Source organism: Bartonella sp. CM86QHHN (assembly GCF_042194695.1).
Lineage (GTDB): Bacteria > Pseudomonadota > Alphaproteobacteria > Rhizobiales > Rhizobiaceae > Bartonella.
The window spans coordinates 75,173-101,897 of the sequence record NZ_JBHIND010000024.1 but is presented as its reverse complement, the minus strand read 5'-3'; the positions used below and the strand labels follow the sequence as shown (position 1 = coordinate 101,897).

The window sequence follows — 26,725 nt, the reverse complement described above, 5'->3', positions numbered from 1 at the left end:
AGTTTTCATATTAATACCAATAGTATGGACAGATTTTTATGTAATCAGCATAAAATACACAATTTATTATTGCAATCATTAAAAAAGGCTACCTCATTGGAATACACTTTAATTGGAGGGGGCTGAGTGAGCAATAATAAATTTATAGAAAAAATTATTATAGATGGATTGTATTGCTTGTTGCCACTATCGCTCAAGCATCAGCCTGCTTCTTTGTTCAAGGGATTGGTCCTTTAGCTAAATTTTTTAAGAAAGATTTCTCGCTTAGTAACTCTCAGATAGGTTTGCTGTCTTCAGCAGCGCAGTTCCTACCTATTATTGGCTTACTTGTAGCTGGTGAATTACTAGACAAGTTTAACGAGCGCTATATTATTGGAGTTGGCGCGATCGGCGTTTCTGTCGCTCTTTTGTTGGGAGCAATCGCAGATAACTATATTTCCCTTTTGGTTTGTTTGCTAATTATAGGGGAATTTTATAGTTCTGCTCAATCCGGTGGCGCTAAATCTGTTTCGGCGCTAAATCTGTTTCTTCATGGTTTCCACAATCGCAGCGCGGATTTGCAATGGGAATAAGGCAGGCGGGGTTAACATTAGGTTGTGGGGGCATTAGCTGGAATAGTTCTTCCTGCTAGTGTGCTTGTCTATGGCATACAAGGTGCGTTTTGGTCGGTGCCATAGTTTCTTTTTTAGGGGGATGTATATTTATTATTTTTTATCACTCACCAGCAAAAGTTATCGCTATCGTTCCAAAAAGCAAGGCAAGAATTTCGTTCTATGCAAATGTAAGATCTCGTCTTGCAATGTTGGCTGCGCCTCATATGAAGAATATTATTTTTCCAAGCGTTTCACTTGTGATCGTTCAATATGTTTTAACCATTTTTATAACGATCTATTTTTATAGAATCTATCACCTGTCTCTAGATAAAAGTGCTTATTTATTTTTTGTTTCACAGGCTTCTGGTGCCTTAGGAAGAATTATTTTAGCAGCGTAGTGTGATCATTGTAAAAAAGGACAATTTTTTCCTGTCTTGTTTTGCATGATTGCAGTCGTTTTTGGATTTTTAATATTAATTTTGGGCATAAGTGGATCCATAATTTATTTAACTATTTTATCTGCTTGGTTAGTTTTTTGGGAATGGAATGGTATGGCCCTTGGGCTGCTTATATTGTAGACTCTTAAGCCGAAAGAAAGCGTTGTGTTTTCTCTGGGTTTAGCAATATCTGTAAATCAAATCGCAATTATTACTACTCCACCATTATTTGGATTAATCCAAGATTTTACAGACACTTATTTACTAACATGGCTGATTTTAATTATTGTTTTTTCACTTTTTTAATAAAAAAGTAGGGAAATATAATTGGGGGAAATTATAATGATAAATGGAAAATACTTTTTAGTTGAGCAATGTCGAAAGAGACAAACTTTGAGAGGCTTTAGACCATGTTATTTATGATCCATACGGTGGTATTGAATATTCGGTTGAGTTAAAAAAATAGCATTTTCGCTGCTACCACATAGAATATTGACAATTCTTATGAACCAAAAGGTGTCTATTACCCCTAGACCATATTTAATCTTTGAAAACCTTCCTGTTGATAGACAAATTAATATGTCACCTAATCCTTACAATTTAGATGCGTCTTGTAAAAGTGGCTATATTAGCGAAAATTTAATTATGATGTTTTCTTTATTGATCGGAGAGCCTTATTCAATTAAGTTTGAAGGCGAACATATAGTAAATAACCTAGTTCTTTTAGAGGATAATAAAAAAGATTATACAGGATTAGGATCTGAAGTTGAGTTAGATTTTCATATGAAAATGCTGTACTAAAATTTATAACGGATTTAAATTTATCTCCTAAAGGGGATACTTTTATCTGGTGTTCGCAATGGTGTTGATGGTCCGTTAACGATGATGCACGTCTAGCTTTAAAACTTTTAAGTGAGGAGGATTTGAGGAGCTTCAGGGATAATTTATATATAATTAATGTTCCCTATAGATGGAGAAAAAATGGGGTAACTTCTACAAGTAAAGTGCCCCTCGTTCAAGGGGACGGTGAATTCCCAGATATCAGCGCTGTTTTTTATCCAGGCATGTTAGAGCCACAGTCAAAAAAAGCCAAGGAAGCTTTAGATCATTTTTATGAAGCTATTAAGGCTATATCTTTTGGAATTGATGTACAACCAGGAAGATTATTATACATTGATAATAGAATGGCCCTACACTCTAGAGATAAATTTTTTGGATCATTTGATAGTTATGAAAATCCAATGCGATGGATTCAAAGAGTGTTTGTGTCTGCAGATTTATGGAATCATAGATATATAGAACAAATAAAAGAAAGAATATTTAATTTTCAATGTTAATATCCTGATAATGATATGATGTTGAGTATTATTCTGGTTTATATATTGACGATACATCTCATATGTATAGGTTTCTCCCGCATAATCATACCTGATTATAAGCTATGGTGACCTATTGGTTTTCTATGGCTGCATTTGATTTTTGTTATTTTTTCCCTTCCTTTCAAACCGCTAGGGGGATTTTCCTATCAAGCCCCTGAAAGAGCTATTTGGAGTAATTTCATAATGCAAAACCAAAACATAGTAACAAACTTTTCTATTGTTTTCATAGGCATAATGGCTTGCATGGTTGCACCCTTCAAGCAGTGTGGCTTTTTTTCTTGCACGATGAAATCATTCATATATGAGACAACATAATTAATTTATAACAGATAATTCAATGTATTATCTAAAAAATGCAACGAAATAGCTATTAATGTGAACATATGAATTAAAAAAACAAACATCGCGTACAAATAAATTCAAACATAATTGTGCACACGACTTATAACATTTTTTAGATGAACAAATAATAATACACCCCATGTCTTTAAACAAAGAATGAAAATCATAAAATGAGCTCTAAGGATAATAGAAACTCTCCACAAAGAAGAGACAGAGATGAAGACTCCAAAGACTTCATCATCACCATCCTTCACCATTTTGTTAACATATTCATTTTATACAAGAATCTTTCCCTCGGAAGAAATAGCATTTGCAATAGCTTCTTCGCTTGCCTCATCGGGTAATAACATCTCATTATGAGCACATCCCGATGGGATCATAGGAAAACAGTTTTCTAAATGATAAACACGACAATCAAAAAGAACAGGCTTATCACAGTCAATCATCTGCTGAATTTTATCATCAAGTTCATCGGGTTTTGAACAATGAATTCCCACGGCTCCATAAGCTTGTGCCAATTTCACAAAGTCAGGCATAGATTCCGTATAAGAATGAGAAAGACGATTACCATGCAGCAATTGCTGCCACTGGCGGACCATTCCCATATACTGATTATTTAAAATGAAAATTTTCACCGGTGTGTCATGCTGAATAGCTGTTGCAAGCTCTTGAATATTCATCTGAATGGAGGCATCACCAGAAATACACACAACAAGCGCATCAGGATGCGCTATTTGAACACCTATAGCAGCAGGTAAACCATACCCCATCGTTCCAAGACCACCAGAAGTCATCCAATGTTTTGGTTCATCAAAATGGTAATACTGCGCTGCCCACATCTGATGCTGCCCGACATCCGTTGTAATATAAGCATTCGCATCTTTGGTAAAAGCATACAGCCGTTCAAGAGCATATTGCGGCATAATGACATCTTTTTTCTCCGCATATGCTAATGAATTACGAGCCTTCCAACGGTTAATTTGCGTCCACCACGCCTCACGGACTTCACTGTTAAACGCTGGTTGCTGTATCTTTAAGAGTTGCGTCATATCTCCTAAAACACAAGCCACATCACCAATAATTGGAACTTCTGCTTTTACAATTTTATTGATAGAAGAAGGGTCAATATCAATATGAATAATACGCGCATGAGGTGCAAATGCATCAAGGCGCCCGGTGATACGATCATCAAATCGTGCTCCAACAGCTAACATGACATCACAATCATGCATGGCCATATTAGCCTCATAGGTTCCATGCATTCCAAGCATTCCAAGCCAATTTTTACCGGAAGCAGGATAAGCACCAAGTCCCATTAATGTTGAAGTAATCGGAAAATCCCCCAATTGAACCAAATTACGTAAAAGCTGTATAGCTTTCATCCCCGATGAAATAACACCACCACCAGAATAAATAATAGGGCGTTTTGCCTCAACTAAAAGAGAAACGGCAGATTCAATAGCCTTAGTATTCCCTTTCAACGATGGAAAAGAATGTAAAGACTCCTGAACTTGAGGTGCTCTATAAAATCCTGAAGCAAATTGAACATCCTTAGGAATATCAATCAAAACCGGCCCAGGACGACCTGATTGAGCAAGAAAAAAAGCTTCATGAATAATAGCCGCAAGATCATTGACATTTTTAACCAGCCAATTACGCTTCGTACAAGGCTTTGTAATTCCAACTGTATCAGCCTCTTGAAAAGCATTTGTTCCAATCACCGTTGTTGACACCTGCCCAGAAAAACAAATAAGAGGTATCGAATCCATAAGAGCATCTTGCAAAGGTGTAACAGCATTCGTTGCCCCTGGACCAGAAGTCACAAGCATAACCCCTACCTTCCCTGTGCTGCGTGCATAGCCTTCAGCTGCATGCCCTGCGGCTTGTTCATGGCGCACCAAAATATGCTGGAGTGTATCTTGGTGATAAAGAACATCAAAAATAGGCAAAACAGCCCCACCAGGATAACCAAAAATATGTTCAACGCCTTGATCTATAAGAGCTTGAACCACTATTTCAGCGCCCGACATTATTTTTCCATCTGCACTCTCTTGCTTTCTTGGATCATTTCTCATTTTTCCCACTCACCTACTTTATAGGACAATAAAAAAGCCCCTAACGGAGCCCATAAAAAAAGCCCCCAAAGGAGCCCATAAAAAAAGCCCCCAAAGGAGCCCATTACACAACACATACTGTATGATTACCCCCATTATTCCAACGTATAAAATATATAAAAAATTCCTTGTAGAGAGATTTCTAATTCCATTGATACCATTCGTCAATAAAAAATTATATTTTCTAAAAAATTTCTTTTTCACGAATTATCTTTTATCTTTCGATAAGTTTCTTTGCAAAGCTCTAACTCTTTTATCAAAAAGTAAGCATCCATTCTTCATCAAATTGATTACGAAACCATGTCATTTGTCTTTTTGCATATCTCCTCGTTTGTATTTTCACCGCTTCAAGAGCACTCTCAAAGCTTCTATATCCATCCAAATAAGCCATAAACTCAGGTATACCAATAGCCTTCATTGCTGGTAATGAAGGGGAAAGTTTAAGTTTTTTCATAGCCACCACTTCTTCTAAAGCTCCTCTTTCAATCATAGAATCCAAGCGTTTATGAATACGTTCATAAAGCAGAGGACGTGGTGGCATGAGAAGAATTTTTTCGGTCAAATTTGGCGCAATGAGAGGTGTTGTTTTTTGTTTCTGCCACCAACTGAGCGACTTACCGGTTGCATCATAAACTTCCAAAGCACGTACAATACGCTGCCTATCGTGCGAAGAAATTTTTTCAGCAACAACAGCATCAATCTGCAACAACTGGCGATAAAGACTTTCAGGTCCCTCTTTATCAAGCAGCAAACGCCACTTCTGCCGCACAACATCTGGAACATGAGGGACTTCCGAAATCCCCTCTAAAAGAGCACGAAAATAAAGTCCTGTTCCACCAACAAAAATAACTGATCTTAAAGAAAAAGTAGCCAATAGCTTCTCGACATCACACAACCATTGCCCTACTGAATAGTTCAAAGTAGGACTCACATGACCATAAAGATAATGGGGAACAATCGCGGTGTCAGCCTCCCTCGGCCGTGCCGTTAAAATATTTAAAACATCATAAACCTGCATTGAATCAGTATTAATAATGAGAGCATTTTTTTCTTGAGCCATTTGCAAGGCAAGTTCTGACTTCCCACTTGCCGTTGGCCCTGCTATTAATGTAACTGTTCTCTGTGTCATGAATAGCAATTTCTCCCAATCAATAACTTATTGCAACATGCAGACACCCCCAAAGCCTTCCTGTATTTTCTCTCCATTATCATAGAGTAAATACTTCAAACAAAAATACGAACACAAATTCCCCTTAAGACAAAGCCCCTTATGAAACTTATAAAAAAGAAAAAATGGACTTAATAACAACACCAAAGGAATTTCCAAGCATTTTTTGCTATCATAATTCAATAACAAACCACAGCTATAATAATTCTGTCCGTTAAGGCCATTAAAAATATACTCTTTGTCATCATTTATGAAAATAATACTAAGTTTAATCTATACAATCAAATAGCTTTATTTTTTCCTATAAAAATAGCATGCTACGCCGGTTTATAATAAGAGCCTCATAAAGTATCATATCAATACCATTTACTTGCGCATCACAAGCAGAGATAAAAATGGACTTAAGAAAGGTGTACCAATATCTCTTATGCAGCATTTCAAAGTCTAGGCTGTTACAATATTGAGAACTGAAAAATACTATGATGACACCAATTTATACTTTGATATTCAGCATAAAGATATAATGATTTCCAATGGATTTTATATTGCACACCCCATGCTCTCTATCGTGAAATGAGCTTAAGAAATATTGGACATCACATGGCTGACTTGCAAAATATCCCACACACTAAAGCTGATAAAAAACAAAAAATAATTTTTTAAGGATCAATCCATTAGGAGCGTTACGAACCGTAACTCTCCATCTGGACGCGCTACAATAAATAGAGCATTTTTGCGTCCAGCTTCACGTAATTTATGAATACGTTTTTTAGCCTCATCAATTGTTGTGATAGAACTCTGATTGATATCAACAATCACTTCACCAACGCGAATACGCTTTTTATCCGCGGCACTATTTTGTGCAACAGATGTCACCACTAGTCCTCGAAGTTTATCTGAAATTGAATAACGATGACGCAAATCCTCTGTCAGTTCAGATAACGTCATTCCCATAAATTGCATTGTCACGTTTTTCGACAGATCTTGATTTTTTTTATCATCAACTTCTTCTGTATCTTCATTTGGATCTGTTTCAATCAAACGTCCAAGCTTAACTTTTACTGTTGCTTCTTGCCCATTGCGTAAAATAGTAACGTCCACCACTTTTCCTTCTGAACTTTCTGCAACTAAACGCGGCAAATCACGTGCATGCTTAATTTTGGAATTACCAAAGGAAAGAATAACATCTCCAGTTTGTAACTGGCTATTATCTACATTATTTTCTTCCGTCTGTTCTATTTTACCAGCCACCAATGCTCCCACAGCATTGTCCAATTTTAAACTTTTTGCAATATCCTCTGTTACCGGCTGAATACGAATAGCCAACCAACCACGCCTTATTTCTCCAAAATCACGCAATTGATTAATAACAGAAAGAGCCATATCCGATGGAATAGCAAATCCAATACCGATAGATCCTCCCGAAGGTGAAACAATTGCTGTATTAATGCCAATGACTTCACCATTTCTATCAAATAACGGCCCACCAGAATTTCCCCGATTAATTGCTGCATCTGTTTGAATAAAATTATCATAGGGACCAGCATTAAGATCACGGTTACGTGCAGAAATAATACCAACCGTCACACTTCCACCAAAACCATAAGGATTACCAATAGCCATAACCCAGTCACCAATACGTGCTTTTTCTGAGTCACCAAAACGCACAGCTTTTAATTTTTTACTTCCTGCATCGACTTGAAGCAACGCCAAATCAGTTTTGCTATCCTTTCCAAGAAGCTTTGCCTTTAGTTTTGTCCCATCCGTAAAATTAACTTCAATATCATCAGCATCTACAATAACATGATAATTTGTAACAATAATCCCTTTTTGCGCATCAATCACAAAACCAGACCCTAAAGAACGCACCTTTTGAAATTGACTATCTTTTTGACCATCCTTGGGTGTAAAAAAATCACTGAAATATTCCTCCAGCAATGAATCTTTTGGGATAACGGGTACCGAGGTGTTTGCATCCTGTTCTGTTCCTTCAACAGTCTGCGCCGTGGAAATATTCACAACTGTTTCCAAAAGCTCAGAAGCTAAATCAGGAATAGAAAGCAATGCCTTGCTTGTCTCGGCTCCCCAAGACAAACTCACTGATCCTGATAGAAACAAAGTCACACAAAAAACAACTCTTGTGATAAAAAACTTTAAAAACGTATTTTTACTCACGACACTTCTATCCATGACATGCCTTTAATCAAAGATGCAAAGAGCCCCACTAAATTTATCTACGTAAAACCAGCACGGCTCGATACTCTCTACCACTTTTACCATAAAAGAAAATGGTCACAGATCATTCTTTTCATGCAAAATCTCGTATCTGCAATCCATTATTTTATCTATTCTCTCCCGATTTTGGATCAGTTTTACTGAGGCCAGTATTCATTGTCGGTAAGAATGCTTTATTTGCCTGCGGCGGATTACGAAAATAGAAAAAGAAATCCTCATTTGGAGAAATCACCATCGGTGTTTTCTCTAAATTCTTGTATTGTTCCATCGCCAACCAAAAATCGTAAAAAGACGGATTAGCCTCCCTCGCATTCAATAAAAGACGAATACTTTCAGCTTGACCTTCACCACGGGTAATTTCAGCATCACGCTTTGCAGCTGCTACAATTTCTTCATATTCACGATTAGCTTCTGCCACAATACGATCTCGCTCCTGCTGACCACGAGCCCGGATATTTTCCGCAGCAGCTTCACGTTCAGCTGCCATTTGCCGATAGACATCTTCTGAAACAGCATCAGTCAAATCGGTTTTACGAATACGCACATCAACAATGGCAATACCCAACGAACCTGCATCTACAGAAAATTGCTTCTGTACTTCAGCCATCATCGCGCCTCGTTCATCCGATAAGGCTGCTTTAAATTCTCGCTTACCATAAACAGCACGCAAAGCGTCAATAAACCGTGGTGCAAGGTTTTCACGTGCCGCAATTTGTGGACGCCCAGAAGCAATGCGCTGTAAAAACAACTTAGGATCTGTAATACGGTAAATAAAGAACGCATCCACCTCATAATACGCACCACCACGAACCTGTACAGATTGTGTAGGAACATCGTAACGCAATAACCGATTATCAACAATGATCATCTTATCGATAAAGGGCGCCTTGAAATAGATTCCAGGATTAGATTCTACCTGAACAATTTGTCCAAAACGCTTAATTGCTACTTGTTGACGAGGATAGACGATAAATACGGACATCCACAAAATCATCAAAACAAACACTATAGCACTAAAAACAAACAAAAAGCGAGATTGCTGCATAATTAATCTCCTCCAGAAATACGAGAATCTAAGAGTAACGCAGGACGCGCTGCTGTTGCCTTTACTTTTTCCGATGACTTGCTACGCAACAATTCATTCAAAGGTAAATAAGGCACCGCTGGAGAATTTGCCTGATCAAGAACCAGCTTATTTGGTGAAGAAAGAATCCGCCCCATCGTCTCCATATAGAGACGGTAGCGAGCAGCTTCTGGTGAAATCGCAGCCTCTCGAGCTATCGCCTGAAAACGTTCAGCACGCCCTGTTGCCTCTTCAACCATTTGTGCCTTTTCACCTTTTGCGATTTCCCGTGTGCGTGAAGCTTCACCATTTGCTAAACCAATTTTCGTAAAACGCACACGATTCCCCTCTTCAATCATTCTTCCACGTTCCTGCTCCGCCTGCTGAACAGAATTAAACGCAGCAGCAACCTTTGTCGGAGGAGCAGCTTCACTGATAGAAACACGGCTTATTTCGACACCAAGTTGATATTTATCCACAGTCAACTGGATAATCTTTCTAACGTCATTAGCAACTTCTTCTTTCTTGTCACGTAAAACATCATCAACCGGCCGCGAACCAATGACCTCACGCATTGCACTCTCAGCAACTTGGCGGACAGTTCCCTCTTGATCATTCACATTGAATAAAAACTGACTAGGGTATGAAATCCGATAATAAACGGAAAAATTAACATTAACGATATTTTGATCACTCGAAAGCATTAAACCATCACTTTGTTGCGCCTGACCGGGCTTCCCACCAATCGCGATTGTTTTTTCCGTTAAAGGTACTTTCATATAGGTCTCAATTGGCCAAAAATGAAAATGCAACCCATCACCAATAATGCCTTCTTTAGGGATGCCAAAGCGCAACTCTACCGCTTGTTCATTTTGCTGAACAATATAAATTGACTGGTATAGCCAAAAAAACACAATAAGCAGAAGGAATAAAACAGAAAAACTGCTTCTCCCGAATTGTTTAAACTGATCCTGCCCTTTGCGCAAAATTTCATTAAGATTAGGACCATTTTCGCCACCAGAACCAAAGAGATTCTTAGCTGGTGTCTTTTTGTCACCACTGTTTTTATCGCCACTCCACGGGCCACCACCATTTTGATTTGTCCAGGGCATTATCACCTCTTTAACTGATTACCACTACTCGAACACCAACCATTTGCTTGATCTTATAGGGTGTCTCTTACCTCATTACAATACAACTGATAAACCCTTTCACTTCATATTACAAAAAATTATTTCCGCTCATAAACAACAAAACGTGTCGGATGACTATCTTTATCCCCTTTTGGAATATCTTGTGTTTGCACAATAGTCCACTTTTCTTTATCAAAAACAGGAAAAAAACTATCACCTTCTATAGAAGCTAAAACTTCTGTAAGGAATATTTTATCAGCCATATGCAACCCTTGTTGAAAAATTTCACCCCCACCAATAATAAAAATTTCCTCTACATCATTTTGAGAAGCAACATTTGTTGCAAGAGAACAAGCTTGCGATAAAGAGTGAGCAACATCAGCCCCTTCAGCACAAAAGGTACAATCACGCGTAATGACGATATTTGTACGCCCTGGTAAAGGTCTCCCAATAGAATCCCAAGTTTTTCTTCCCATAATAATGGGCTTACGCAACGTCAAAGCTTTAAAGCGTTGCAAATCCGTCGATAAATGCCACGGCATGGCACCTTCACGACCGATAACACCATTTTCTGCAACAGCAGCAATTAAACAAATGGAAATCGTCATATTGCTACCGGCGCTTTAATATGGGGTTGTGCTTCATAATTAAGCAACTCAAAATCCTCAAATTGAAAAGAAAAAAGATCTGTTACCGCTGGGTTTATGCGCATACATGGCAAAGCATTTGGTATACGAGACAATTGATATTTTGCCTGTTCAAAATGATTAGAATAAAGATGAGCATCTCCCAGAGTATGAATAAAATCGCCTACTTTAAGACCGCTTACTTGCGCAATCATCATCGTTAGCAATGCGTAGGATGCAATATTGAATGGAACACCTAAGAAAATATCCGCCGAACGCTGATAAAGTTGACAAGATAATTTCCCCTCCGCAATGTAAAATTGAAAAAGACAATGACACGGAGGCAACGCCATTTCCTCTATTAATGCAGGATTCCAAGCTGATACAATCAAGCGACGAGAATCTGGCGTCTCCTTAATCATCGTTAAAAGATTGTTAATTTGATCAATATGGCGTCCATCAGGAGCGGGCCAAGAACGCCACTGATAACCATAAACAGGACCAAGATTTCCCTTTTCATCAGCCCACTCGTCCCAAATTGACACACCATGCTCTTTCAACCAAGCGATATTTGTATCGCCTTTAAGAAACCACAAAAGTTCATAAATAATTGAACGTAAGTGTAGTTTCTTTGTTGTCAACAACGGAAATCCTGCTTGTAAATCAAAACGCATCTGATACCCAAAGATAGATCGCGTTCCAACACCCGTTCGATCTGTCCGATCAATACCCTGATTTAAAACATGAGATAAAAGAGCAAGATATGATTTCATGAGGGTATTATGTCCGATTCTTCTTATTATAGAAAATAAAAACTGTAAAATCCGTACAAACATAATTCAAATCTTTTTCCAAAAACATCTTACACAAGAAATTATCATGATCTAACTAAATTTTTGATGCAAAAGATAAAATACTATAGACAGCTTCTAAAAAAATGACATAAATGAACAAAGATGGATGAACATCAAATAAAGGGATCGACTATGGAAAAACAAGAAGCTTTAAAACCACATGATACAAGAAAACGTATCTGGGCTATCGTGTCCAGTGCATCAGGTAATCTAGTAGAATGGTATGACTTTTATGTTTATTCCTTTACATCTATTTATTTTGCATCACAATTCTTTCCCTCAGATGGCAATGACGTTACGCAACTTTTAAAAGCGGCGGGTGTTTTTGCTATTGGTTTTCTTATGCGCCCAATCGGCGGATGGCTTTTTGGCTTCATTGCCGATCGTTACGGACGCAAACGCTCAATGCTTATCTCTGTTTTTATGATGTGTGGTGGTTCGTTCTTAATCGCCCTACTTCCTACCTATGAAACCATTGGAATGGCAGCAGGAATTCTTTTACTTTTACTCAGAATGCTTCAGGGGCTTTCTGTCGGTGGTGAATATGGTACAACAGCAACTTATATGAGCGAAATCGCCCTCAAAAATCGCCGCGGATTTTTTAGCTCTTTCCAATATACCACACTGATTGGTGGTCAACTTCTAGCCAGTCTCGTTATATTCATTTTAGCGCTTTATCTCACCGAAGATCAGCTAAAAGCGTGGGGCTGGCGTATTCCATTTGCCATTGGTGGATGCGGTGCAATTGTTGCGATTTATCTACGCCGCACACTCCATGAGACAACGACCAAAGAAAGTCGTTCTAGTGCACAAGCTGGTAGTATTAGGGGACTTCTGAGCAACCACCGAAAAGCTTTCTTTCTGGTTATTGGCTTTACAGCTGGAGGATCGCTCACATTCTACACCTATACGACTTACATGCAGAAATATCTGATCACAACCACTGGCTTTGATAAACATACAGCCACAACAATCATGACAGCTGCACTCTTTGTTTTCATGTTACTCCAACCCCTCTTTGGTGCTCTTGCAGATAAAATTGGAACAAGAACTTCACTCCTTATTTGGAGTGTCTTATCTATTATCTTTACCATTCCTGGACTTAATATGATTGGTAGTACTGATAGTACATGGATTGCTTTATCAGTCATTACTGGAATGCTCTGCATTATGAGCTTTTATACATCTATCTCTGGCATTGTAAAATCAGAAATGTTTCCTGCTTCAGTACGAGCAATAGGAGTTGGGCTCTCTTATGCTATTGCCAACGCACTGTTTGGCGGTTCTGCTGAATATGTCGCACTTGGATTAAAAGATCTTGGATATGAATCTGTCTTCTATTTTTATATAACCGGCATGATGATTATTGCATTCATTGCTGTTCTCTTAATGCCAGATGCTCGCAAAAAAGGGTATTTACAAGGAGACGATATTCATTAACCTTTAATGTTAACAAACAAGGATTTTAACAAAAAAGCCCAGAGTACTGGGCTTTTTTTTATATTCTTTCCGATAGAAGTTTAAAGCTCACAATTTTTTATCCCTTCAAACACTCTAAAGAAGCAATGTTCCCTCCTGCACACGCCGCTTATAAAAATAAATGGCTTCATATTATTATGTAATAAATACTTCTTTAGCTGAATTTAATTCACTGAAGATAAAAAACGTTTGATTTATTTTAATATTCCCATGCCCACTCAAAATCGAAGAAAAGTGATTATCTTTCAAGATAATTTTATCAATAATAAAGATTACACTCATGATTTTGTTTAATACGTTCTTAATGGTACCCCTCATGCAAAACAAATTCTTTCATGAAAATAGAAAATACCATTATATTATGAATTCGCACACTTTTTTGAGAAACATTTCTCAATGCACCCAACTCCATTTCACAACGGCACCCATGAAGGACATAACGTAAAAGCCCCGTAAAATATAAACATGAACATTACTCTCTTTACACTTAATAAAAGTGCAAGCCGCTATCATTATACTTTTGACGAACTCTTAATATTGTACTCCCCCTTAACACTTAAGCTCATTCATAAAAAGTATTTTAACAGATACACCAACCTCGCATGAAATAGTCAATAACATCATTTTACGAAACAACATCAAGCATATAAACTAAAGAGTATCATATCTTCATAAACACTCTGCATATGCAAATAATTCACAATCAAACAAAAAATAATATTTCCTTAAGGATAGTAAAAAGCGTATGATTTACGCAATGTAACAACACCATGAGCCCAAAACACCACTGATAGCTCTAGAAAAAATCTTTATGTTTCCCTAAAAAATTATCATGATACAATGGCGTTTTTATAATGCACATCGTAAATAGCTTTAAAAGAAGAAAAGTTATAAATCTAAAAGGGGAATACTTCATGAATAATCAAACAACTTTAGATCCACATGATACAAGGAAACGTATTTTTGCTATCATATCCAGCGCATCAGGAAATCTGGTAGAATGGTACGACTTTTATGCTTACTCCTTTGCATCGGTTTATTTTGCATCACAATTTTTTCCTGAAGATGAAGATATTGTTACACAACTGTTAAAAACGGCAGGAATCTTTTTTATTGGCTTTCTTATGCGTCCAATTGGAGCATGGCTCTTTGGATACATTGCGGATCGTTATGGACGTAAACGCTCAATGCTTATTTCTGTTTTTATGATGTGTGGTGGCTCTTTTCTCATTGCCATACTTCCCACTTATAAAACCTTGGGAATAACAGCAGCATTTCTTCTCCTTTTAGTCCGTATGTTTCAAGGACTTTCCGTTGGCGGTGAATATGGTACAGCAGCAACTTATATGAGCGAAGTTGCACCCAAAAATCGTCGCGGGCTCTTTGCTTCTTTTCAATATGCAACAACGATCTCAGGTCAACTTCTCGCAAGTTTTATAATATTTATTTTAGCCATTTACCTTAACGAGGATCAGTTAAAAGCATGGGGATGGCGTATTCCCTTTGTCATTGGTGGCTTTGGAGCAATCGTTGCAATTTATCTGCGTAGTTTGCTCCATGAAACAACAACCCACAAAAGCCGCTCTGAACAACACGCTGGTAGTCTTAAAGAACTTTTTCGCAATCATAAAAAAGCTTTCTTTTTGGTTGTTGGCTTTACAGCTGGTGGATCTCTCACATTTTATACATACACCACTTATATGCAAAAATATCTGATCACAACCACGGGCTTTGATAAACAAACCGCAACAACGATAATGACTGCCGCCCTCTTTGTTTTTGTGCTACTCCAACCCCTTTTTGGTTCCCTAGCCGATAAAATTGGAGCAAGAGCTTCACTCATTAGTTGGGGGGCATTATCCATTATCTGCACCATTCCTGTACTTAAAATGATCGGTAATGCCCATAATCCATGGACAGCACTCTTAATTATTATTGGAATACTCTGTGTTATGAGTTTTTATACGTCCATTGCTGGTATCATAAAAGCAGAATTGTTCCCTGCTTCAATCCGAGCAATTGGTGTTGGATTTGCTTTTGCCATTGGCAACGCACTCTTTGGCGGTTCTGCTGAATATGTAGCGCTTGGATTAAAAAATATGGGATACGAATCTGTTTTCTTTTTTTACATCGTTGGTATGATGGTCATTGCACTCATCTCTATTCTTCTTATGCCCGATATAGATAAAGGAGGATATCTCGATAAAGACGATAGACTTCATTAAACTTATTTTCTGAATAAAAAAGCCCAAGAAATTGGGCTTTTTTTGATCTCCTCTCCACCCTAGTAAAGAACGAAAAGCCCGCCCTACATTCGTCTTACAAACAACTTAGTTTCTCTTAAATTGTCTATAGTTACTGCCCTCTTTATGTAATTTACTTGATAAGATTCTATGGGCAGCCCTACCCTAAATATTTATCACGATATCTAAAAAACACCTCATACGGAAAACCTTATCTGAGGCTTACCTCACCCTCCTAAATGATGATGTGTTATGATACAACAAGATAAGTAAGGACACAAAAATCCCCTTTTACGTTATTTAAGCTTTATGAAATGTCTTCAGTTTTTGGGCTTTCTGCTCATAAAGACCATCTCTTCTATAATCTTCCGGTATGATTCCAATAATTGCATTCTTCTCATCAAGTTTAAAGGTATCTTGATCTACTTTTCAATGTTCTCTCCCTTTAAATGCAATGTGATAACTTTTTATTCTACAACACAAGTAAAAATCTTAAAACGAATGACAACATAACTCTAATAAATCATCTTAAAGAGTTTCCCTAAGAAATTATTATAATACCATTGAATTTTTCTGGAAATCATAAACAATTATGTTTAGAAAATATGAACTATAAATCCAAAAGGGGAACAATTCATGAAAAATGAAACAACTTCAGCATCACAGGATGCAAGAAAACGTGTTTTTGCTATTATAGCAAGCGCATCAGGAAATCTCGTAGAATGGTATGATTTTTACGTTTACTCATTTGCATCAATTTATTTTGCATCACAATTCTTTCCCTCCGATGGTGATACGATTACGCCACTGTTAAAAACCGCAGGTGTGTTTTTTATTGGCTTTCTTATGCGCCCTATTGGAGCTTGGTTTTTAGGGTTTGTCGCCGATCGTTATGGACGTAAACGCTCGATGCTTATATCCATTTTTATGATGTGTGGTGGCTCTTTTTTCATCGCCATACTTCCCACCTATGAAACCTTAGGAGTAACATCAGCAATCCTTTTACTTTTAGCTCGGATGATGCAAGGACTTTCAGCAGGTGGTGAATATGGTACAGCAGCCACTTATATGAGCGAAGTTGCCCTCAAAAAACATCGTGGGCTTTTTGCTTCTTTCCAATCTGCCACCCTTATTACAGGTCAACTTCTTGCCAGCTTCATTATATTTATTCTAGCATCTTATCTCTCTGAAGATCAGTTAAAAGCATGGGGATGGCGCATTCCTTTTGTAATTGGTGGATTCGGAGCAGTGATTGCGATTTATCTGCGTCGTTCTCTCCACGAAACAACCACGAAAGAAAGCCGCTCTCACAAACACTCTGGCAGTCTTAAGGAACTTCTCACCAAGCATACAAAAGCCGTTGTCGTAATTGCATGCTTTGCATCAGGAGGATCACTCACATTTTACACCTTTACGACTTATATGCAAAAATATCTGATCACAACCACCGGCTTTGATAAACATACCGCAACAACGATTATGACAGCTGTACTATTTATTTTCATCCTATTCCAACCCATAGCTGGTATCATAGCCGATAAAATTGGAACAAAAACTTTACTTATCATTTGGAGTATACTCTCTGTCATCTTTACATTTCCTGGACTCTGGATAATCGGTAATACGCATAGTATATGGGTTGCCTTTTCCGTCATTATTGGCTTGCTCTTCATTATGAGCATGTATACATCCATCTCTGGTGTCGTCAAATCAGCAATGTTTCCCTCTTCAATACGCGCATTAGGCGTTAGCATCTCTCATGCCATTGGCAACGCCTTATTTGGTGGTTCTGCTGAATACGTTGCGCTTGGATTAAAAAAGTACGGTCATGAATCACTCTTTTATTTTTATATAACCGTCGTGATGATCATGGCATTCATTGCTCTTCTCTTTGTCCCGAGTATGCGTAAAGGAGGCTACCTCCAAGAGGATGAAAAACATTAACCCTTTTTATCAACGAAAAAGCCCAAGAAATTGGGCTTTTTTTATCATTATCACAAATTTAATATTGTTTAAATTTTATGAAGTGCATTAAGTTGCTTAGCAACTAGATAATAAAAAGTCATACGACTTTTTCTACGCTCTCCAGACATCATCTCAGCCACTTTTGAAACAGCCATTTTAGCACTCTTCTCATTGGCTTCTAAAACATCTTGAACCCATTTTTCAACACGTTCTAACTCTTTTGGATCCGATGTAGCAACAAGCGCTGCATCCTGCTTTTTCATCACTAAAGCTAAACGACGGCTAAGTCGTTCTACTGCTGCCTCATCGGGATTTGAATCATATAGTTTAATATCTGCTAAATTATTTGTCATTTTGCATCATCTCCTCTCCAAAAATGAGCGGACTATACTTTACAGCCGCATCATATAGCTCCATAAATAATTAGAGGATTAAAAATATTAACAACCCCCCCTTTTCCTAAGACTGTTCTTCATCTATATTTAGAGGGCTGGTTTACCAGCTATGGTAATAAATGGACGGTGAAATAAACCTATTGGACCCGGGGGCGGTACCCGGCGCCTCCACCAAAATATAAGAAACCAAAATTATATTTTGGTGGGGGCGAAATAGGATCGACAAGGGTGTAAAGATCGCTCTTTTACTCGGCATTGTACCACCGTTATCGGGCTAAATGAGTAGTTGCAAATGACAACTATGCGGAAGCACGTCTCGCTGCTTAAGGTGGTGTGAATGTTTCAATTTAAGTCTTAAACCGTCGCAGGTTTAAGCGGGGTTCGGAGGCACCTGGCAACAGAAGCCTTCACTTTTTTAAATGTTGTTGATTGATCTTTCAGACATTATCAGACATTATTTACCATAGAGTTTCGTATTTATTCGATTTATTGAGGTGCATCGTAGAAAAAATCTGCTAATTTAAAATATATTCTGTCACACAATATCAATACGCCCCATTCTGCTACGTGAAATAAAAGGAATAAACTTCGATGGTTAAAGATCAAATCCGTTACGATATTCTCGTTCAGGATGCGCTTCGTGGAGTTATCCGTAAAGTTTTATCGGAAGTTGCCAAAGCAGGTCTTCCGGGAAATCATCATTTTTTTATAACTTTTTTGACAAATGCCCCAGGCGTTAAAATTTCTCCTCGGCTAAAAAATCGCTATCCCGAGCAAATGACAATCGTCTTACAACATCAATTTAGAGATCTCAGTGTTTCAGAAACAGCTTTCGAAGTAACCCTCTCTTTCAGGGAAATAACCGAAAAGCTCGTGATTCCTTTTACTTCCATTCAGGTCTTTTATGATCCTGTAGCAGCATTTGAAGCAGCATTTGATCTGCCCTCAAATCTGACCTCTGGAGAAAGTGAAAATTCAGAAAATACCTCAACTACGCCTATTACCTTATCAAACAAACAAAAAAAAGAAAATACGCTTACAAAAGAACAAAATCTCAGTACAAATAAAGAACCTTCAAATAACGATGCAAAACAAAATCAAAGTGCTGATGTTGTCTCTTTAGATTCCTTTCGGAAAAAATAATTTTTCTCATGACTGAATTGATTAATCTTCGCCAATTTCGAAAACAAAAAAAACGTACAGAAAAATCTCTTTGTGCTGAGCAAAATCGTTATCGTTTTGGACGAACAAAAACTGAAAAAAATTTTGAGCAGCAAAAATCTTTAAAAATGCAAAAATTTCTTGATCAAAATCGTTTGCGAAACGACGAATAAAGGTGGAAAAATGCACGAAAATAATTCTATCGATTGGTCAAAAGTCATTCCACGAAAGATATCTGTTCGCGTTGATGGACACGCAACAAGCGTCTCTTTAGAACCACCATTTTTAGATATTCTAAAAGATATAGCCCGCAAAAAAGGACAATCTTTAGCCTTTATTATTACCGATATTGATAGCAAAAGACCACAACAAGTAAATCTTTCGGCTTCGTTACGCGTTTATGCCCTTCAAAGCGTTCTCACCCAAAGCCTTTAATATTTGTGCTTATTTTTTTACGTTCTCTTTCTGTCTGTTCAACTGAAACTGTTGTGACTTTTTAAGAGAAGTTTTTTTAATCTAGAACTTCAATAAAAAAAAGACTACAAAAGAGAGATAATGAGTAATTTTTCTGATCATACCATACCTTTCTTTGAAGAAGATTCCCCTCCAGACCATGATAAGAAGAGCTCTGGTTTTTTCTCCCATACTCTAAAAGAACAAAAATCATATAACACAGACTATTTAGAACAACTCAATCCAGAACAGCAACAAGCTGTTATGAATACTGAGGGACCTCTTTTAGTTCTTGCAGGTGCTGGTACAGGAAAAACACGCGTTTTAACAACCCGTATTTCTCACATTTTACGCTCTGGACTTGCTTCTCCTCAGCAAATACTTGCTGTCACTTTCACCAACAAAGCAGCACGTGAAATGAAAATACGTATTGGTGAACTTATTGGAGAAGTTGTTGAAGGTATGCCTTGGCTTGGAACCTTTCATTCCACTGGAGCTAAAATTTTACGCCGTCACGCAGAGCTTGTTGATTTAAAAAGAAACTTTACAATTCTTGATAGCGATGATGTTCTTCGACTTTTAAAACAACTTATTCAAGCTGAAGGATTAGACGATAAGCGTTGGCCCGCACGAAACCTTGCCATGATGATTGATTCTTGGAAAAATCAAGGACTTTCACCAAAACATATCTCAAAAAGTGATGCTCATTCCTTTGGTAACGGCATGGGACGTGAACTTTATCACAGTTATCAAAATCGATTAAAAGATCTTAATGCTTGTGATTTTGGTGACCTTCTACTTCATTCTATCTCTATCTTCCAACATAATCCAGATATTCTTCGCGAATATCATTCTCAATTTCGTTATATTCTTGTCGATGAATATCAAGATACAAATACAGCACAATATCTTTGGCTTCGCCTTTTGGCTCAACATCCTCAAGGTCAACATGTTAATCTTTGTTGTGTTGGCGATGATGATCAATCCATTTATGGATGGCGTGGTGCAAAAGTCGAAAACATATTACGTTTTGAAAAAGATTTTCCTTCTGCTAAAATTATTCGTCTAGAACGCAATTATCGCTCAACATCTCATATTCTCAAAACCGCCTCCCATCTCATTGCGCATAATGAAGAAAGACTGGGAAAAGTCCTTTTTTCTGCTCAAATAAAGAGCGAGGAAGAAAAGGTAAAAATTCATTCAGCATGGGATTCGGCAGAAGAAGCACGAGCAATTGGAGAAGAAATCGAACGTGCACAACAAACCGGTCATGCATTAAATCATATGGCTATATTGGTACGCGCATCATTTCAAATGCGTGAATTTGAAGATCGCTTTGTAACACTTGGCCTTAATTATCGCGTTATTGGTGGTCCTCGTTTTTATGAGCGAATGGAAATACGTGATGCCATGGCTTATTTACGCGTTGTTGTCCAACCCACTGATGATTTAGCTTTTGAGCGTGTTATTAATACACCCAAACGCGGCATAGGAGATGCAACCCTGCGCATTCTTTATGAGAGTGCACGTGCACGTGCTGTTCCTCTCTTTTCTGCTGCCGCTGACATCATTGAAACAGATGAATTAAAGCCTAAGGCACGCAGTGCGTTACGAAGCCTTATTGAAAACTTCCGCCGCTGGCAAAATATGCTTCAAGACACTCCTCATAGAGAACTTGCCGAGATCGTCCTTGATGATTCTGGTTATACAACCATGTGGTTAGAAGATCGTTCACCAGAGGCTCCTACAAGACTAGAAAATCTTAAAGAAATGATTCGTTCCATGGAACAATTTGAAAATCTTCAAAGTTTTTTGGAACATGTTGCACTCGTTATGGAAACGGAAAATAATGAAAATATGGATGCAGTCAACATCATGACACTTCATTCAGCCAAAGGGCTTGAATTTGAAACAATTTTTCTTCCAGGTTGGGAAGAAGGACTCTTTCCCCACCAGCGCTCATTAGATGAAGGTGGACGTTCAGGATTAGAAGAAGAACGGCGTCTTGCTTACGTAGGTCTAACAAGAGCAAAAAAACATTTGCATATATGGTTTGTATCGAATCGAAGAATTCATGGACTTTGGCAACCTGCTCTTCCCTCCCGTTTTCTAGATGAATTACCAGCAGAACATATAGAAGTTGTAGAAATGGAAACATCCTATGGTGGTTATGGAAAATCTTCCTTTCAACATCACGATTCCTTTTATAATGACTATGCAACAGCAAGACAAAAGCGTGCACAAAAAAACAAGAATATTGAAGGGAAAGTTATCTCTCAATCAATCTCTCATACACCATCAGATTTTTCTGTCAATGATCGGATTTTTCACATAAAATTTGGTTATGGTTATATTACAGCAATAGACGATCATAAATTGACAATAATGTTCGAAAAAGCCGGAGAAAAGCGTGTACTAGATAATTTTGTAAACAAAGCTTAATTACAAGCAAACCATGATCCGTTTTTCCAAGAGATCATTTTGTTTTATTCTGACTATCATTTCCATTTGCGAACAAAGGCTTCAATGGGCAAATTTTGCATATCAGGCAATGCGTCGTGAATTTTATCAAGTGGCCAATCCCACCAAGCCATATCTAAAAGGCATTCTATCACATGATTGGGAAAACGCATCCGCAATCGCTTAGCAGGCACCCCAACGACAATCGTATAAGGCATAACATCTTTCGTTATAACAGCGTTCGCGCCAATGATAGCGCCATGACCAATTGTCACTCCAGGCATAATAACCGCACCATGTCCAATCCACACATCATGCCCAATAATAACACGTTTTGCACAACGCCTTTCACGAAAACCACTATCTAATGCCATATAACGAAAATATTCGTTTGGACGATAGGTTATTTTATGCGTTGAAACGCGCTCCATAGGATGCTCCAACGCATTCATCCGTACATGAGATGCAATAGAACAAAAACGCCCAATATCGCTATAAATAGCCTCACTATTACGCTCTAAATAAGAAAAATCTCCAACGGTTACATCCCGTAAAATCACCCGCTCATTAATTTCCACATAGCGCCCTAATTTACAACCATGCAGCCGCGCTGTCGTATGGATACGAGGTTCACTTTCATGAAATCGAAGATCTTTCTCAATATTCATACATCTTTCACCAATGTTTTATCAATAGATATGGAAAGACATACCAATCAAGCCAATAAAATCAACCATGAAACAAACATTGCAAAACAAACCTGCCGATGTTACAATTTCTCGATCTATCTAAGAGAGTCAAACTATGAAAAATGTAATACGCATCTTGGGGCTGACAATCATATTTCTTGCAGGTGTTTTTATTTATGATACGCTGACAAATAAGCCTTTAGGTGATAACTTTACTCTCACTGATTCTAATGGAAAAAATATTACTGAGGCTGATGTTCGAAGCAAGCCTTCAATAATTTTTTTCGGCTTCACTATGTGTCCTGAAAGCTGCCCTACCACACTGATGAATCTTGATCGATGGCTTACAGCCCTTGGGCCTGAAGCTGATAAATTAGGTATATGGTTTGTGACTGTTGATCCTGAACGTGACACACCAAAAGTACTCCATGATTATCTCAGTAATTTTAACAATAAAATTGTTGGCATTAGTGGAGATCCTGATAAAGTTCATAAAATGGTCAATTCTTTCAACATCGTTGCTGAAAAAGTCCCTGAAACAGATGGAAACTATACATATAACCATACAGCAGCAATTTTTTTACTCAAAAAAGGTGGAAAATTAGCTGGCGTTATTCGTTATGACACGAAAGAAAGCGATAGCGAATTAAAAGATGAAATCGCCATTGAACGGTTAAAAAAACTCATCTTAAACTAAAAAAAGCCGATCAAAAGAAAGAACAGCATGTCGCAACAAATTCGCCTCTATTATACTGCTTCTAAAAATGAAGCAGAACGGTTCTATACCCTTATAGAAACAGCCTTTGACGAAGAAGGTTATCCTCTTGCTCTTACAGAGATAGATGAACAAAATGCTGTATATGAGCTTTCTCTATATGTCGATCAAGACAATCAAGAGAACGCATTAAAACATTTTGCAAGCGTTCTCTCTATAGATTTTGATAAAATTAATATGGAAGTTTTACCCAACATTGATTGGGTACAAAAAAGCCTAGAAGGACTAAAACCTGTGCAAGCCGGTCCTTTTTTCCTTCATGGAAGTCACAACCGAAACGCCATTCCAGCAAATGTTCTCCCTATTGAAATTGAAGCTAATCAAGCTTTTGGCACCGGACATCATGGAACAACAGCCGGTTGTTTAGAAATGATTGCCAAAGTCATGAAACACGAAAATCCCCAAAATGCCCTTGATCTTGGTACTGGGAGCGGTGTACTAGCCATTGGCATAGCAATGCTCAAACCAATTACTGTGCTTGCATCCGATATTGACCCAATTGCTATTCAAGTTGCACAACACAATATCGAATTCAATGGTGTCAATGAATATGTTACAGCTATTACAGCAACAGGTTTTGCCCATGATGCAATTGCATCACGAGCCCCTTTTGATCTCATTGTTGCCAATATCCTTGCTAATCCGCTTATTGAACTTGCGCAAGAAGTGGTAACGGCACTTCAAAAAGGGGGATCACTTATACTCTCTGGAATTCTTGAAGAACAACATGCCCATGTTTTGGAGACTTATATAAAACAAGGACTGAAGCATATCGAAACATACCACCGGCAAGGATGGGTTACGATACACCTGAAATAAAATAAAAGAAAAGGACGTCGTTATGTATCAATCTTTTGAGGCGACAACAAATCCTGCTTATGCAGCAGAACGCATTTCTTGCCTTCGTAAAGAACTCGATCACCTTGGACTCGATGGTTTTCTTGTTCCGCGGTGCGATGAACACCAAGGAGAGTATGTCCCTCCTCATGCTCAACGCCTTAGCTGGTTAACCGGCTTTACTGGATCAGCTGGGATTGCACTGATTTTAAAAAACAAAGCCATCATATTTACAGATGGGCGATATAAGCTCCAAGTTCGCCAACAAACTGATCCTGATATTTTTAATTATGAAGATCTCATAACTTGTCCTCCCTCACAATGGCTTGAAAAAAATGGTCAAAAACTTTCTATTGGCTTTGATCCATGGCTCCACACGATTGCTGCCACCGATGCATTAAAAAACGCATTAGAAATGAAAGCAGGTGGAAAACTTGTAGAAGTTCAACATAATCCCATTGATCTGCTCTGGCATGATCAACCAAAATTACCACAATCTGCCTTATCAATTCACCCTCTCAAATATGCTGGGTGCGATACAGATGAAAAACTCGCTTTGATTTACAAAGATATACAGCAAACTCATGCAAATGCTTTTATTTTTACAGACCCCTCTTCCATTGCATGGACATTCAATATACGGGGCAATGATGTTTCCAACACGCCTTTTTCCCTTTGTTTTGCTCTCATTCCACTTAACAAAACACCAGCTTTATTCATTGACAGCAAAAAACTTGGTGTAGAACAGAAACAATATCTAGAACGTTATGCAAAATTATATGAACCAGAACAGCTTATTCCCAAGATCAAAGAGTATGTTCAAAAAGGGACAGTGTTTGCCTTAGATCCACAGCTAACATGCGAAAAATTACGAACTGTTATTGAAGAAAAAAATAGCTTTTTTATCACACTTACCGATCCTGCTGCTCTACCACGTGCCATTAAAAATGACACAGAACTCAATGGCGCACGCAAAGCGCATCTACGCGATGGTGTTGCCCTAACCCGTTTTTTTTCTTGGTTAGATAAACAAATACCAGGGTCAATAAGTGAAATTTCTGCTGCTCAAAAATTAGAAGAATTTCGCATAAATACAGCAAAAGAAATGGGAGAAAAACTTGAAGATCTTTCTTTTGATACAATTTCAGCAGCAGGAGAAAATGGTGCCATTATTCATTATCGTGTAACAACGCAAACAAATAAACCACTCAAAGCCGGTGAACTTTACCTCGTTGATTCAGGTGGACAATATCGTGATGGCACGACTGATGTCACACGTACAGTAGCAATTGGGAATATTGGAGAAGAAGAAAAACGCTGTTTCACTCTTGTTCTCAAGGGCATGATTACTCTTTCAACTGCTTGCTTTCCCAAAAGAACCCGTGGACAAGACCTTGATGCTCTTGCACGCATTGCATTGTGGAAAGCTGGTTTTGATTATGCCCATGGCACCGGTCATGGTATTGGATCTTATCTTTCTGTCCATGAAGGACCGCAAAATATTTCTCGTAAAGGGTGCCAAGAACTCATCTCCGGTATGATTCTTTCAAACGAGCCAGGCTATTACCGCGAAGGCGCTTTTGGTATCCGTCTTGAAAATTTGATGATTGTGAAGCCAGCACAAAAAATTGATGGTGGAGATATAGAAATGCTCTCGTTCGAAACACTCACACATTGCCCCATTGATCGACGGTTAATCCTTCCAGAGCTTTTGACACAAGAAGAACGACAATGGCTCAATGATTACCATGCGCGCGTTTATCAGATGAATGCACCTTACTTAAATGAAGAAGATAAAAAATGGGCAAAAGAAGCAACAATGCCCCTTTAAATGAAGCAACCTATAACTTTTACCCTTTCTACAAAACACTACACCCTTCTCTTTTAAAGAGAGAAGTGCGAATTTACCATCAGCAAACACAAAAAATATTTCTACAAGATACTTCAAGTTTTTTGCTGGTACGGTAAACGCTAACCTCGGTGAAGCAAGATGAGATACACCTATACGCGGTAATACTTATCTTGGCGATCTCCATCTAGACACTCTCATATCCCTAGTTTCTTTATATGGAAACTTTCGTTATATTTTGTAACCCTCCGCATCGTATTTCTAAAACACCTATTATAACCAGCTTATTACGCTGTTTGGATTCAAAAATTCTGCATATTTATTCGAATAAATTTTACCTTTTTGTTTGCTTCACAATGATAATTTATATTATTTTAATTCTTGAATCATTTACAATAGCTGTAATTCATTATAATACATATTGCTACAATGAAATAGAATCTGCCATGAAATAAAATTAAGTATTTAGAATTAA

The 26,725-nt window shown here is 37.9% G+C and carries 23 protein-coding genes and 1 other RNA gene; 15 read left to right on the top strand and 9 right to left on the bottom strand.

Going from position 1 to position 26,725, the window contains the following annotated elements:
* The first annotated feature begins 173 nt into the window (after positions 1-173).
* From ACFIKX_RS02410 to ACFIKX_RS02395, 4 genes are all read left to right on the top strand, one after another.
* Complete coding sequence (locus ACFIKX_RS02410; RefSeq protein WP_375628871.1) at positions 174-572, top strand: MFS transporter; 399 nt, start codon at positions 174-176, stop codon at positions 570-572.
* 89 nt (positions 573-661) lie between these two features.
* The gene (locus ACFIKX_RS02405) at positions 662-991 is read left to right on the top strand and encodes a hypothetical protein (RefSeq protein WP_375628869.1); all 330 of its coding nucleotides are present in this window, start codon (positions 662-664) and stop codon (positions 989-991) included.
* Between the two features lie 543 nt (positions 992-1,534).
* Positions 1,535-1,831, top strand: coding sequence for a hypothetical protein (locus tag ACFIKX_RS02400; RefSeq protein WP_375628867.1), 297 nt, complete (start codon positions 1,535-1,537; stop codon positions 1,829-1,831).
* Positions 1,832-1,953: 122 nt separating this feature from the next.
* Positions 1,954-2,367, top strand: a complete 414-nt coding sequence (locus ACFIKX_RS02395) for a TauD/TfdA family dioxygenase (protein WP_375628865.1) — start codon at positions 1,954-1,956, stop codon at positions 2,365-2,367.
* A 659-nt stretch (positions 2,368-3,026) separates the two neighbouring features.
* On the opposite strand, the gene ACFIKX_RS02390 is transcribed toward ACFIKX_RS02395, so the two are convergent.
* The 7 genes from ACFIKX_RS02390 to ACFIKX_RS02360 all read right to left on the bottom strand — a co-directional run bounded on the left by ACFIKX_RS02390 (position 3,027) and on the right by ACFIKX_RS02360 (position 11,863).
* Positions 3,027-4,826, bottom strand: coding sequence for an acetolactate synthase 3 large subunit (locus ACFIKX_RS02390; RefSeq protein WP_375613385.1), 1,800 nt, complete (start codon positions 4,824-4,826; stop codon positions 3,027-3,029).
* 295 nt (positions 4,827-5,121) lie between these two features.
* Positions 5,122-5,994: a tRNA (adenosine(37)-N6)-dimethylallyltransferase MiaA gene (miaA, locus tag ACFIKX_RS02385; protein WP_375613384.1), complete on the bottom strand. Its 873-nt coding sequence runs from the start codon at positions 5,992-5,994 to the stop codon at positions 5,122-5,124.
* Between the two features lie 705 nt (positions 5,995-6,699).
* Positions 6,700-8,223, bottom strand: coding sequence for a Do family serine endopeptidase (locus tag ACFIKX_RS02380; protein ID WP_375628863.1), 1,524 nt, complete (start codon positions 8,221-8,223; stop codon positions 6,700-6,702).
* Between the two features lie 151 nt (positions 8,224-8,374).
* Positions 8,375-9,313, bottom strand: a complete 939-nt coding sequence (hflC, locus tag ACFIKX_RS02375; RefSeq protein WP_375628861.1) for a protease modulator HflC — start codon at positions 9,311-9,313, stop codon at positions 8,375-8,377.
* Positions 9,314-9,315: 2 nt separating this feature from the next.
* Positions 9,316-10,443, bottom strand: a complete 1,128-nt coding sequence (gene hflK / locus ACFIKX_RS02370) for an FtsH protease activity modulator HflK (RefSeq protein WP_375613382.1) — start codon at positions 10,441-10,443, stop codon at positions 9,316-9,318.
* Positions 10,444-10,562: 119 nt separating this feature from the next.
* A complete protein-coding gene (locus ACFIKX_RS02365) occupies positions 10,563-11,072 on the bottom strand; it encodes a dihydrofolate reductase (RefSeq protein ID WP_375628859.1) in 510 nt (169 codons plus the stop codon).
* Positions 11,069-11,863 carry a thymidylate synthase gene (locus tag ACFIKX_RS02360; RefSeq protein WP_273722957.1) on the bottom strand — a complete coding sequence of 265 codons (795 nt, stop codon included), beginning with the start codon at positions 11,861-11,863 and terminating at the stop codon, positions 11,069-11,071. Before ACFIKX_RS02360 ends, ACFIKX_RS02365 begins: the two co-directional genes overlap by 4 nt.
* Before the next feature lie 213 nt (positions 11,864-12,076).
* Here ACFIKX_RS02360 and ACFIKX_RS02355 point away from each other — a divergent pair, with 213 nt between their 5' ends.
* The 3 genes from ACFIKX_RS02355 to ACFIKX_RS02345 all read left to right on the top strand — a co-directional run bounded on the left by ACFIKX_RS02355 (position 12,077) and on the right by ACFIKX_RS02345 (position 17,610).
* Positions 12,077-13,384 carry an MFS family transporter gene (locus ACFIKX_RS02355; RefSeq protein ID WP_375612016.1) on the top strand — a complete coding sequence of 436 codons (1,308 nt, stop codon included), beginning with the start codon at positions 12,077-12,079 and terminating at the stop codon, positions 13,382-13,384.
* A gap of 953 nt (positions 13,385-14,337) precedes the next feature.
* Positions 14,338-15,648: an MFS family transporter gene (locus tag ACFIKX_RS02350; RefSeq protein ID WP_375628856.1), complete on the top strand. Its 1,311-nt coding sequence runs from the start codon at positions 14,338-14,340 to the stop codon at positions 15,646-15,648.
* A 654-nt stretch (positions 15,649-16,302) separates the two neighbouring features.
* Positions 16,303-17,610, top strand: a complete 1,308-nt coding sequence (locus ACFIKX_RS02345; protein ID WP_375612014.1) for an MFS transporter — start codon at positions 16,303-16,305, stop codon at positions 17,608-17,610.
* 68 nt (positions 17,611-17,678) lie between these two features.
* Here ACFIKX_RS02345 and ACFIKX_RS02340 read toward each other — a convergent pair whose 3' ends face one another.
* The gene (locus tag ACFIKX_RS02340) at positions 17,679-17,984 is read right to left on the bottom strand and encodes a DUF2853 family protein (protein WP_375628854.1); all 306 of its coding nucleotides are present in this window, start codon (positions 17,982-17,984) and stop codon (positions 17,679-17,681) included.
* A 97-nt stretch (positions 17,985-18,081) separates the two neighbouring features.
* Here ACFIKX_RS02340 and ssrA point away from each other — a divergent pair.
* The 5 genes from ssrA (at position 18,082) to ACFIKX_RS02315 (ending at position 22,082) form a co-directional block, all read left to right on the top strand.
* Positions 18,082-18,438, top strand: a transfer-messenger RNA (tmRNA) gene (gene ssrA / locus ACFIKX_RS02335).
* 179 nt (positions 18,439-18,617) lie between these two features.
* A complete protein-coding gene (locus ACFIKX_RS02330; RefSeq protein ID WP_375612012.1) occupies positions 18,618-19,169 on the top strand; it encodes an SspB family protein in 552 nt (183 codons plus the stop codon).
* 8 nt (positions 19,170-19,177) lie between these two features.
* Positions 19,178-19,360 carry a DUF4169 family protein gene (locus ACFIKX_RS02325; RefSeq protein WP_375612011.1) on the top strand — a complete coding sequence of 61 codons (183 nt, stop codon included), beginning with the start codon at positions 19,178-19,180 and terminating at the stop codon, positions 19,358-19,360.
* A 10-nt stretch (positions 19,361-19,370) separates the two neighbouring features.
* A complete protein-coding gene (locus ACFIKX_RS02320) occupies positions 19,371-19,622 on the top strand; it encodes a ribbon-helix-helix domain-containing protein (protein ID WP_375612010.1) in 252 nt (83 codons plus the stop codon).
* A gap of 120 nt (positions 19,623-19,742) precedes the next feature.
* Positions 19,743-22,082 (top strand): ATP-dependent helicase, encoded by a 2,340-nt coding sequence (locus ACFIKX_RS02315; protein ID WP_375628851.1) that lies wholly within the window; start codon positions 19,743-19,745, stop codon positions 22,080-22,082.
* Between the two features lie 56 nt (positions 22,083-22,138).
* On the opposite strand, the gene ACFIKX_RS02310 is transcribed toward ACFIKX_RS02315, so the two are convergent.
* Positions 22,139-22,768 carry a DapH/DapD/GlmU-related protein gene (locus ACFIKX_RS02310; RefSeq protein ID WP_375628849.1) on the bottom strand — a complete coding sequence of 210 codons (630 nt, stop codon included), beginning with the start codon at positions 22,766-22,768 and terminating at the stop codon, positions 22,139-22,141.
* 136 nt (positions 22,769-22,904) lie between these two features.
* Between ACFIKX_RS02310 and ACFIKX_RS02305 the strand changes: the two genes are divergently transcribed.
* The 3 genes from ACFIKX_RS02305 to ACFIKX_RS02295 are packed head-to-tail and all read left to right on the top strand — an operon-like array spanning position 22,905 to position 26,232.
* A complete protein-coding gene (locus ACFIKX_RS02305; RefSeq protein ID WP_375628847.1) occupies positions 22,905-23,486 on the top strand; it encodes an SCO family protein in 582 nt (193 codons plus the stop codon).
* Positions 23,487-23,513: 27 nt separating this feature from the next.
* Complete coding sequence (locus tag ACFIKX_RS02300; protein WP_375628845.1) at positions 23,514-24,383, top strand: 50S ribosomal protein L11 methyltransferase; 870 nt, start codon at positions 23,514-23,516, stop codon at positions 24,381-24,383.
* Positions 24,384-24,405: 22 nt separating this feature from the next.
* Entirely contained in the window at positions 24,406-26,232 is a 1,827-nt protein-coding gene (locus ACFIKX_RS02295; RefSeq protein WP_375628843.1) for an aminopeptidase P family protein, read from the top strand.
* Positions 26,233-26,725 lie beyond the last annotated feature (493 nt).

What these genes read in the sequence shown, in the direction of transcription:
- ACFIKX_RS02400 (WP_375628867.1), top strand. Translation starts at nt 1,535, where the DNA reads ATGAACCAAAAGGTGTCTATTACCCCTAGACCATATTTAATCTTTGAA.
- ACFIKX_RS02390 (WP_375613385.1), bottom strand. Translation starts at nt 4,826, where the DNA reads ATGAGAAATGATCCAAGAAAGCAAGAGAGTGCAGATGGAAAAATAATG.
- miaA (WP_375613384.1), bottom strand. Translation starts at nt 5,994, where the DNA reads ATGACACAGAGAACAGTTACATTAATAGCAGGGCCAACGGCAAGTGGG.
- ACFIKX_RS02380 (WP_375628863.1), bottom strand. Translation starts at nt 8,223, where the DNA reads ATGGATAGAAGTGTCGTGAGTAAAAATACGTTTTTAAAGTTTTTTATC.
- hflC (WP_375628861.1), bottom strand. Translation starts at nt 9,313, where the DNA reads ATGCAGCAATCTCGCTTTTTGTTTGTTTTTAGTGCTATAGTGTTTGTT.
- hflK (WP_375613382.1), bottom strand. Translation starts at nt 10,443, where the DNA reads ATGCCCTGGACAAATCAAAATGGTGGTGGCCCGTGGAGTGGCGATAAA.
- ACFIKX_RS02365 (WP_375628859.1), bottom strand. Translation starts at nt 11,072, where the DNA reads ATGACGATTTCCATTTGTTTAATTGCTGCTGTTGCAGAAAATGGTGTT.
- ACFIKX_RS02360 (WP_273722957.1), bottom strand. Translation starts at nt 11,863, where the DNA reads ATGAAATCATATCTTGCTCTTTTATCTCATGTTTTAAATCAGGGTATT.
- ACFIKX_RS02355 (WP_375612016.1), top strand. Translation starts at nt 12,077, where the DNA reads ATGGAAAAACAAGAAGCTTTAAAACCACATGATACAAGAAAACGTATC.
- ACFIKX_RS02350 (WP_375628856.1), top strand. Translation starts at nt 14,338, where the DNA reads ATGAATAATCAAACAACTTTAGATCCACATGATACAAGGAAACGTATT.
- ACFIKX_RS02345 (WP_375612014.1), top strand. Translation starts at nt 16,303, where the DNA reads ATGAAAAATGAAACAACTTCAGCATCACAGGATGCAAGAAAACGTGTT.
- ACFIKX_RS02340 (WP_375628854.1), bottom strand. Translation starts at nt 17,984, where the DNA reads ATGACAAATAATTTAGCAGATATTAAACTATATGATTCAAATCCCGAT.
- ACFIKX_RS02330 (WP_375612012.1), top strand. Translation starts at nt 18,618, where the DNA reads ATGGTTAAAGATCAAATCCGTTACGATATTCTCGTTCAGGATGCGCTT.
- ACFIKX_RS02325 (WP_375612011.1), top strand. Translation starts at nt 19,178, where the DNA reads ATGACTGAATTGATTAATCTTCGCCAATTTCGAAAACAAAAAAAACGT.
- ACFIKX_RS02320 (WP_375612010.1), top strand. Translation starts at nt 19,371, where the DNA reads ATGCACGAAAATAATTCTATCGATTGGTCAAAAGTCATTCCACGAAAG.
- ACFIKX_RS02315 (WP_375628851.1), top strand. Translation starts at nt 19,743, where the DNA reads ATGAGTAATTTTTCTGATCATACCATACCTTTCTTTGAAGAAGATTCC.
- ACFIKX_RS02310 (WP_375628849.1), bottom strand. Translation starts at nt 22,768, where the DNA reads ATGAATATTGAGAAAGATCTTCGATTTCATGAAAGTGAACCTCGTATC.
- ACFIKX_RS02305 (WP_375628847.1), top strand. Translation starts at nt 22,905, where the DNA reads ATGAAAAATGTAATACGCATCTTGGGGCTGACAATCATATTTCTTGCA.
- ACFIKX_RS02300 (WP_375628845.1), top strand. Translation starts at nt 23,514, where the DNA reads ATGTCGCAACAAATTCGCCTCTATTATACTGCTTCTAAAAATGAAGCA.
- ACFIKX_RS02295 (WP_375628843.1), top strand. Translation starts at nt 24,406, where the DNA reads ATGTATCAATCTTTTGAGGCGACAACAAATCCTGCTTATGCAGCAGAA.